1 protein-coding gene (running past one end of the window) is annotated in these 9,477 nt (G+C 71.5%); it reads right to left on the bottom strand.

The window, feature by feature from the left end; genetic code table 11:
• Positions 1-14 precede the first annotated feature (14 nt).
• Positions 15-9,477, bottom strand: partial view of a hypothetical protein gene (locus tag ACIA75_RS07275; RefSeq protein ID WP_397100797.1) — the 3' end only. Its footprint extends 24,674 nt past the window's final position; only the last 9,463 of its 34,137 coding nucleotides appear in the window; its start codon lies off the right edge, out of view; the stop codon is at positions 15-17.

Here is a 9,477-nt window from a genome sequence, read left to right as displayed (position 1 = left end):
GGCGGCACCGGTGGTTACGGCACCGGCGCAGGTGGCACCGGCGGTTCCGGCACCGGCGGCGCAGGTGGCACCGGCGGTTCCGGCACCGGCGGCGCAGGCGGCACCGGCGGTTCCGGCACCGGCGGGACAGGCGGCACCGGCGGTTCCGGCACCGGCGGGACAGGCGGCACCGGCGGTTCCGGCACCGGCGGGACAGGCGGCACCGGCGGTTCCGGCACCGGCGGGACAGGCGGCACCGGCGGTTCCGGCACCGGCGGAACCGGGGGCTCCGGTGGCTCCGGCGCTGGAGGCTCCGGCGGGGCTGGGGGATCGGGCCGGTCGGGAAGTTCTGGAAGCGGGGCCGGCCACGGCTTGCGCTCGTTTTCGAACGGGGCCGGGAATTCTGGATCCCACTCGTGCGGCCGTTTCGGGATATGGGAACGCAGGGAGGATCCGCGGGGCAACGGTGGGAGTCGGCGGCGGCTTGTCGAGCCTTCCTCGTCGGGTGGATTCGGAGCCTCGGGACCGCCGCGGTTCGTGCGCGGGCCGGTGCCGGGCTCTCCGCGGTTCGTCGGGTCGCGGGGGTCGTTGGTACCGGTTCCGGTTTCCGCCGGGTCTCCGCCCGCCGGTTCCTCGTCCGGCTGTGGGCGAGCGCGATCACCGGACACTGGACCGGTAACAGGCGGTCGGCGACGATCGCGGCTCACAAGATCGACTTCGCCCGACCGCGCGCGATCACCGGCCACCGGATCGACTTCATCCGACCGCGCCCGATCATCAGCACCGGCCACCGGATCGACTTCGTCGGGCCGCGCGCGGTCACCTTCGACCAGCGGAGGGTCGGCTTCGTCCGGCGTGGGTACCGGGGACTGCCGGCGGTCGCTGGGAGCCGGTGCGGGCTCGTGGCCGTGCCGGCCGGCGGGACCGGGCTCCGGTAGGACCGGTTGATGCCGGCGGGTGCCCGGGTCCGGATCGTCCGCGCGGCCCGGGCCGGGATCCGGGCGATGATGTTCGAGGTCGCCGTCGATCCGGGCGAGATCGGCCTCGGCGTCGATCACCCCGCGGGCCGCCTCCTCGTAGTCCGTGATCCGGCGCTGGTACGCCTCTTGTTCGTCGACCCGGGTCGTCCGTCCGCGCAACTCCTCGAGCCGCTGGTCCAGAGCCGTATGCGAGGCCAGATCCGCTTCGTCCACCGGCAGGTCCGGGTGCGGCGGGGGCAGTGCGGCCCGGGCCCGCTCCACATCCAGTTCGGCCCGGTCGCGGGCGGCGCGCAGCGATACCTCGTCCAGTTGCGCGGCACGCTCGGCGAGTTCGGCCAGCGCGGCGATATCCCGGGCCCGCTGGGTCACCTCGCCGCGCAACTCGGCCTGTACTTCGGCGAGTTCGGCCGGCTTCAGCCGTTCTTCCTTGTCCAAACGGCCGTCGCGGTACTTCTCGTAGACCTCGTTCCAGCGGTTCAGTTCGGTCCGCACCCGGACGAATTCCGGATCGTCGTCGCCGAGTTCGCCGCGCCGGTAGCGGTCGAGGACGTCGTCCCAGCGGGCGAGATCGGCCGGCGGGAGATCGACCCCGGCCGTGCGGGCGAAATCGGGGTTCGCACCGAGTTCCGTGGCCGGGAGCAGGTTTGTATCGGCATCCAACAGGCCCATCCGCTGCGGAGCATCGGTGAGGTGACGCAGATCCTGAATCAGGTCCACCAAATGCCGCACCGCTCGGTGGTGGACCGGGATCTCGGCGCGACCCACCCGCGGGTCGACGGCGCGGTCGCCGTGGACGGCGGGGTCGAAGATATCGACCTCACCGAGGGCGGTCAGGAAATCGGTGAGGGCAGCGGTCAGATCGGACCGGCTGTACTCCCGGTACACCAGATCCCGGATCCCGGCGCCGATCTGCTGCGGATCGGTGACCGCCACCGCATCGGAGAGCGCGTCGAGACGCCGCATCAGGCGCAGCGTCGCCGCCTCCACCGCGGCCCGGTCCAGCCCGGCCGATGCCTTGGCGTAGTCCAGTATTCCGGCGATCTGCTGGATCCGCCGGGCCCCGGGGGTCGCGGGGTCGGCGATCACCTGCGCCGCCCGTTCGGCGGTCACCGGCGCGGTCTCCTCCGGGTCGACTCGGGTCGCCAGATTGCCGCGGGCCTGCGCCACCTCGTAATAGGTGTCGATATCCCAGGCGGTCCGGGCGTGGTCGATGATCGCCTCGAGCTGGGCGGCGCGGATCTCGTTCTCGTCGCGCAGCACGGACAGTTCTTCGGCGAGCCGGCGCGGATCGGCCAGATCCTCGTCGGCGATACCGAGGCGTTCGGCGAGTTCGCCTGTGGCGTCGTCGAGTTCGGTGCGGGTCAGCCCGCCGGCCGACCGGCCCTGCTCCGGTTCCACGGGATCGTCCGGTACCACGCGCCAGCCGGCGCCGTCGTCGATGAGGGTGGCATCCAGGTGGCGCCCGTCGACCTCGTTGCTGAGATGACGGACCCGCGGGGCGCCGGCGTCGGCCACGATGATCCGCTCGGGCCCGAAACCGCCGTCGGGCAACGGCTCGCCCGGCCGCACATGAGTCAGCTTGTACAGCACCTGGAGGTCGCCGTTGTTCACGGCGTCGGCGAGGTCGGGGTGGCGGGCGAGGGCGTCGGCCAGTACCCGGTCGTGTTCGAGCCGGCCGTCGACCACGACCAGCCGCATCGGTCCGCCGGGCCGGTCCGGGGGCAGCAGGCCGAGACCGGCCGGGTCACCGAACATGACCCCGTCGTTCGCGAGCACCCATTCTTGGGCCGCCATATCGCCGATCAGGCCGGTGAGTTCGCCGGCTTCGGCGTCCCGGCGCAGGAATTCCGCTGTTCGGCGGCCGAAGTCATCGATGCGGTCCGCGGCCTGCTGGATCCGGTCCAGTTGCGCCGCCAGTGTGTCGGCGAGCTGGTCGGCGCCGAGTGTGTTCAGGTCCACATCGCCGAGGATCTGCGCCCAGACCGAACGTTCGTCGCGGATCTGATCGCGGCGCAGTGCCCGCTCCAGGTACTGCCGGGTCCCGTCGTCACGACCGGGCTGGTCGGTATCGAAGAGATCGCCCCAATCCCGGGTCGGCTCACCGCCGTTGTTCACGCCCTGCCAGTTGAGCAGGTCGGCCGGGCCGGGCCAGCGGCGTCGCAGTGCCTCGGGCAGCCACTCCGGCGCCTGCGACGGCTCCCGGTAGGCGTCGTGGACCTCGCGCAGGAACCGGGCCAGCGGGTTCGCGTCGAAGAAGGTTTCGTACTCGCCGTAGGGGATATCGGCGTGCTCGGCGTTGTAGCGGCGGGCAGCGTCGGCGAGACCGGTGAGGGCACCGAGCCGGCGGGCCTGCTGATAGCGGATCAGGTCGTGCGCCCGCCGGACGTTCTCCGGTGTCGGATCACCGAGGTCGATACCGAACGTGCGGGCGGCCTCGGCCAGCGCCGCTGCCTGCGCATCGCGGAGTGCTGCCGCCTCGGCCAGTTCGTTGATCCAGGCACCGATTTCGCCCGTGCTACGCGGCACCACGTCGCCATCGGGTTCGGCGGGAGCGAGCCGGGCCGCCGGCTCGCCCGGCCGGGTTTCGGAGCCCGGTGGAAGGGCCGGGTCGGCCTGCTTCTTCAGCTCCTCGAGTTCGACCCCGAAGTTCTCCCGGACGAGGTCGGGGTCGGCTTCGTCGAGCCAGTAACGGTACTCGTTGTCGTTCTCGTCCCGCAGGGGCGGAGCGTCGAGGCTGCGGTCGGCGACCCGGGAGGTGAACCGGCGCACGAACGGCAGCAGTTCCCGCTTCTTCCACAGCGTGATGCCTTCTTTGAGGATGCGCGCGGGGTTGAACTTGGTCTGCAGGACCTCGTACTCGTCGCCGGGTACACCCGGTGTCGGATCCTCGGTCTTCGTCAACGGAAGCCCGAACATATCGCCGAGTATCGACTGCCCGGCGCTATCTATCCCGGACCCGGACGGATACTTCGGAGTCTCCCCCACGTAACCGTCTCCGAACAGCCGGTCCCAGATCCGGCGCAGCAGCGATTTCCGGCGCTGCGGGGCGGTGGGTTCCGCCGGATGGCCCGGTGGGCCGGTGCGCTCGGCGTCCGCCACCCGCCAGCCGCCGTCCTCGTCGGCGACCAGACGAGCGGGTACCCGTTCACCGTCCACCACGATGTTGTAGCGGCGGGCTTCACCGGCTGCCGGTGGTTCGCCGCCCGGTTCGGGTTCCTGCCGGGCGGCCTGGACGCCGTCGGTGAGCGCCGCGAGATCGTCGGCGGCGCGCAGTATCTCGGCGCGAGCCCGGTTCAGGGCGGTGGCGTGGTCGCGGTCGAGCAGCGTCGGGGCGATACCGAGCAGGCGCGCCCAGGTGTCGCGGGCGTTGCGCTGGTCGGCGCGGGCGACCGGATCGGTCGCGGCGTCGAGGCGGGCCTGCGCGGCCGCCAGCGCTTCCAGTGCCGCCGCGCGCAACAGGATTCGATAGCGCTGATCGGCGACAGTCGCGGCCAGGCGATCCGGGGCGAGCGCCGCCGGGTCGAGGCCGAACTGCTGGGCCAGCCGGTCGCGGGTGACGGCCACCGGCTCCGCATGGGGTGTACCCGGTACGCCGTCGCCGGCGTCCGGGTCGGCGCCGTCCGGTTGTCCGGGTGCCCCGAGGTCAGCGGGAACGCCGCCGGGTTCGAGCGCGGATTCCGGCTGACCGGCGGGCAGTTGCGGTTGCTCCACGGGCAGGCCGAGGCGGCGCAGATCGTCGTGGACCTCGGCCACGAGTTCGGGATCGGCCTCGTGGTGCCAGTACTGCTCGTCACCGTAACGTTCGGTGGCGGAGAGCTCGGCGAAGTCGTCGGGGTACCGCATCCGCGGCCCGTTCCCGAGATCGTCGAGAAAGCCGCGGGCGCGGGCGATTTCGGCGAGTTCGGCCAGCGCGGCCAGCGGATCGCGCAGATGCCCGAAAGCCTCGGCCAGACCGAGATATCCGGCGATCCTCCGCGCGTGGTCGGCGGCGGCGGCGGTCAACGGCTGCGCATCGCGCTGTGCGGGCCAGTCCGCTTGATCGCGCAGGAATGCGATGAGGTCACGCATCGGGTCGCCGGTCCGGGTCGCCGGTGTGCTCGGTCCACCGGGGGGTGGTCCGCCGGGACCACCCGGATCATTCGGGCCACCGGGGGGCGCCGGCGGTTGCGCGCCATTGTTCTGTGGGGGATCCCCGCCGCCACGAGCGGGCACCGGCGGCTGGGAGGGCGGTGTGCTGCCGGGCCCACCGGTGGGCGGTGTGCTCGGGTCGTCCGGGCCCTCAGGGTTGTCCGGATCGTCGGGGTCGGAGTCACCCTGCTCGGGCGTCAGCTCCAGCGTGTCACCGTCCTGAGCGGCGCGATCCGGCTGCCCGGGCCGCTCACTGACTCCTTCGGCAGGCTGCTGTCCCGGCAGTTCCTCCAACGGCAACTCGAGCGTGTCACCGTCCCGGGCGGCCGGGTTCTGTCCCGGCAGGTCGAGTGTGTCGCCGTCCCTGGCTGCGGGCTCCTGCTCGCCGGGAATTCGCAGGGCCGCGCCGTCGCGGGCGGCGGGAGGCAGGTAGGCGGAGTTCGGCTGTACCGGCGGGAGGGCGTAGCGGCGACCCTCCCGCCAGTCTGTGAGCGGCGGGCGCTGTGCATCCCAGTGATAGCCCTGACCGATGGCGTAGGTGTTGGCTGCCTGCCAGGTGGCGCCCGGGTTGTCGGCCAGATAGTGCGCCTCGGCCAGCGCGTCCTGCAGCAGGACGAAATCCGCGGGCAGTGGCTTACCGGCGCGCAGCCGGTGCCAGGCCTCGGCGATATCGGCCAGGCGGTCCATGGGCAGCTCGCGGACCTGGCCCTCCGGGTCGTCGGCGTCGCGCACCCAGTGCTCGTCGACCATCAGGTGGTTCTTGATCTGCTCGAGCTCGTCGCGGGTGAACCGCGGTATATCGTCGCGCATCCGGCCGGCGAGCTGTTCGGCGATCTCGTCCGGGTCGACGGCGCGCACGATCTCGTCCGGGTCGGCACCGGGCATGATTTCGGCCGGGTCCACGACACCCAGCAGCATCTCCCGCACCTGGTCGACCGTATTGCGGACCAGCTCCGGATCGTCCTCGGCGAACCGGTCCGCCACCTCGCCGGCCACCCGGTCGATCGCGGCCTCGATCCGCGCGAGCTGAGCCGGTACATCACCCAGTGGGTCGATACCGCCCAGCTCCTCGACCAGCCGCTGCCGGACGAGGTCGACGAACTCGCGAGCCGCTTCCCGCTGCCGGTTCTGCCGGTGCTCCTCGATACCCGCGGCGACACGGTCCAGATCGCCGTCGTCGTTCAGGAAGAGGTCGTACTGTTCGTCGGCCCACCGCTGGACCTCGCTCCACAGTCGGGCCTCCCGCTCCCATTCCCGGCGCAGCCCCTCCGGAACGTCGGTGAGCGCCGCCGGTGGCAGATGATCGCCCCGATCCCAGCGGCGGTGCATCGGTTGCACATTGGTATCCGGCGGCGCAAACCACTCGTAGCCGCGGAATACCGTCCCGAACGGCGGCAGCTTCTGCAACCACGACCGCGCCAGCACGAACCGGCCGATTTCCGGATGCCGCTGGATCCACGCCTTGACCGCCGGATGTTTCGGCACGAGCGCGGCCATCAGCACCAATCGCATGACGTTGTAGGCGTCGGCGCCCCAGTGCTGGCCGAAGATCTTGTTCGGATCCACATCCGAGGTGTCGTACTGTGTGGGCGCCATCGGCGCGTTCACCGGCAGCGTGCTCTCCGGGATCTGGCCGACGGGCACATCGTCGGCGGGCAGGGTGATGTCGTTGATGACGTCCTCGCTGGCCCAGCCGCTCACGCCGTCGGGAAGATCCTTCTGGCTGAACTTCTTCGGCAACTCGGAGTCGTCGCGGTTGGTAGTCCAGTTCGGGCGGGTCGGGTCCACCGGATGCCAGTTGCCTTCGCTGTCACGCCATCTCGTCATCTCGAGGCGGTCCCCGTTGACCCAGCCGGTGCTCATCCGTTCGATATCCGGCGGGTCCATGGTGTCGTCGACCCGCCAGTTGTCCTCCCGGTCGGCGAATACCCGCCGATACTCCACCCTCGTATCCGGATGTGTCAGGGCCTGTGCGACAGCGGCACTGTTCCGCAGCGCGTGGTCGAGAGCGGCGTCGTGGTCACGGCGGGTGCGCGCCGCATCCTGATCATGGGGTGAGTTCGTCAACTCCGGGCGCGGGCCGAAGACGATGATCCGCGGCTCGTCGCCCTCCACAATGCCGACCCGGTCGGTCACCATCCGGCCGCCTTCGGCCTCCACCAGCCCCCGCCAGACACCCGCCGCGCGGGCCATATCGTCCTGCAGGCGGCCGATCCGGTTGTGCGCCGAGTTCACTTCGTCGGCCACCGCGGCGAGCATATCGATCTGCAACAGCCGCTGCTGATACTGCGAGGGCCGCAGCCGGCGTTCCATGAACGCCTGATACGTCTTGTCGCGCAGGTTCTGCAGCTCGGATTCCACCTTGTCCGGTTCGAGGGCACTCTCCCGGAGTTCGTTGTTCTCGTCCACGAGACCGAGCCGGCGCGCCAGATCGTCACGCATGACGCGGCGCGGTTTGATCCGTTGTAGTTCGGCGGCACGCTCCCGGGCCAGGCGTTCGAGTTCGGCAGCGACCTCTTCGGAATGAGGGCGGTCGAGGTGATCCCCTTCCATCCCGCTGATCTGCGCGTCCAGCTCGCGCAGCCGGGTACCGAGCTGGTCGAATTCCGCGGTCTGGGTGATCAATTTACGGATCTTGTCCCGGCGGTCCTGCTGTGCCTGCGCACTGACCGGCGAGCGATCGCGCCGCGGACCCTCCTCGATACCGCCGGCGATATCCACGGTGTCGTACCGGGTCTCCTCGTCGAGCCGCAGAACGATCCGTTCGCGGCCGTCCGGGCCGAGATCCGCCCAGCCTTCCGGGTTGTCCAGGCCGATATTGCGCGCGCGATCGGTGATCTTGGCACGCAGGAACTCGCTTTCCCGGGTCACTGCCTGGCGTTCCCGCAGCAGCCGGTCGTATTCGATCCGGCTGGACAGGGTGTGCACTTCGTCGTGGGCGCGGAGGAACCGCGGCGTGAGTTCGGTGAGTTCGTCGACGATGCGGGTATCGCCGGCGGCGAGATCACGGCCGCGCAGATCGCGCACGGTTTCTTCGATCCGGTCGGGTTCGAACGCATCGGGTTCCACCCGGGTGCGCAGTGCCGAGGCGAGCTCTCCGATCCGCGCTGCCAGCACGTCGCGTCGCAGAATCGCATCGACGAGTGCGTCACCGAGCAGGTGCCCCGGATCCTGATCATCGGGTTGCCCGCCGGGCTCGGGTTCCTGCCTGCCCTCGGACTTCGGATCTTCCCCGTCGGCCTGCGGCTGCTCGCCGCGGAGCTCGAGAGCCTGCTTCTCGGCCCGGGACTCGGTGTCCTCGTCCACCTGGTCCTTGCCGGTGGTGTCCGGCTCGCCGCCGGGTTCCGGATCCGTCTCGGCGGCCGGCGCCGGTTCGACGGGCGAACCAGTTCGCGAAGGCTGCGCCACTTCGGGATCGGAGCCGGTGTCCGGTTTCGGACCGGCCGGACCGGGGCCGGAATCGGAGTCGGGGCCGTTGTCGTCGGGGCCTGCATCCGGCGCCGGCGGGGTGTCCTCGTCGGGACCGCCCGGTATCTCGCGCAACCAGCGCGCCCGGTCCTCCGCCATCCGGGCGACCCATTCGGCCAGCACCGCGCGCTGTTCGGCCAGCCAGTTGTCCGGCTCGGCGTCGGCGAGGAAACGTTTGCTCTCGGCGTCCATCCGGGCGCGCCAGGCCGCCCGGTCCGTCTGGTCGAGCCGGATTCGGTCGAGCCGCTCGCGGGCGTAACCGAGCTGCCGTTCCGCCTGTTCGGCGCGGAATTGCAGCAGGTGGTCGGCCGGGTGATCGGCGGCCTGCCGCCGGAGCCAGGCGGCTTCGTCGGCGGCCGCATCGACGGCGATCTCCGCGCGGCGCAGTTCGACCCAGTCCATGAGCTCCGCATGCGTTTCGGGCAGCGGGCCGGTCGGCGACCCGTTCTCCGGTTGCGCCCCGGATTCCGGGCTGGGCCCGTCGTCCGGTTCCCCGGCCGCGGCAGGTGGGGCCGCCGGCGGCCGGTTGCCGCCGGCGCCGCCCGCGGAACCGGGCTGCGCCGGCGCCGCGCCGGTCTTCGCGTCAGGCCGAGGTGGCGTCTCACCAGCTTCCGTCTCAGGCGCGGGCGGGGTCTCGCCGTGTTCAGCGCCCGGCCGGGGCTGGGTCGCACCACGTTCCGCGACGGGCGGGGGCGGGATCTCGCCGGGGCCCGGCCGGGGAGCCTCGTTGCTCTCCCGGCCGGGCGGCGGGCCGCCGGGATCGGCCGGCGGCGTCCCCCCGGAACCGGGTGGCCGCGGACCCTCGGGACCAGACTGCCGCGGGCCCCCGGGATCGTCCGCGAGCTGCCCCCGCTCGGTGCCGGGGAGATCGGTTCGGGCACTGCGCGTGTACTCGTCGAACAGCCGGATCAGTGACTCGATC

Origin of the sequence: Nocardia sp. NPDC051750, assembly GCF_044453135.1 — a bacterium.
Classification (GTDB): Bacteria; Actinomycetota; Actinomycetes; order Mycobacteriales; family Mycobacteriaceae; genus Nocardia.
This window is presented reverse-complemented; position numbering and strand designations above follow the sequence as displayed.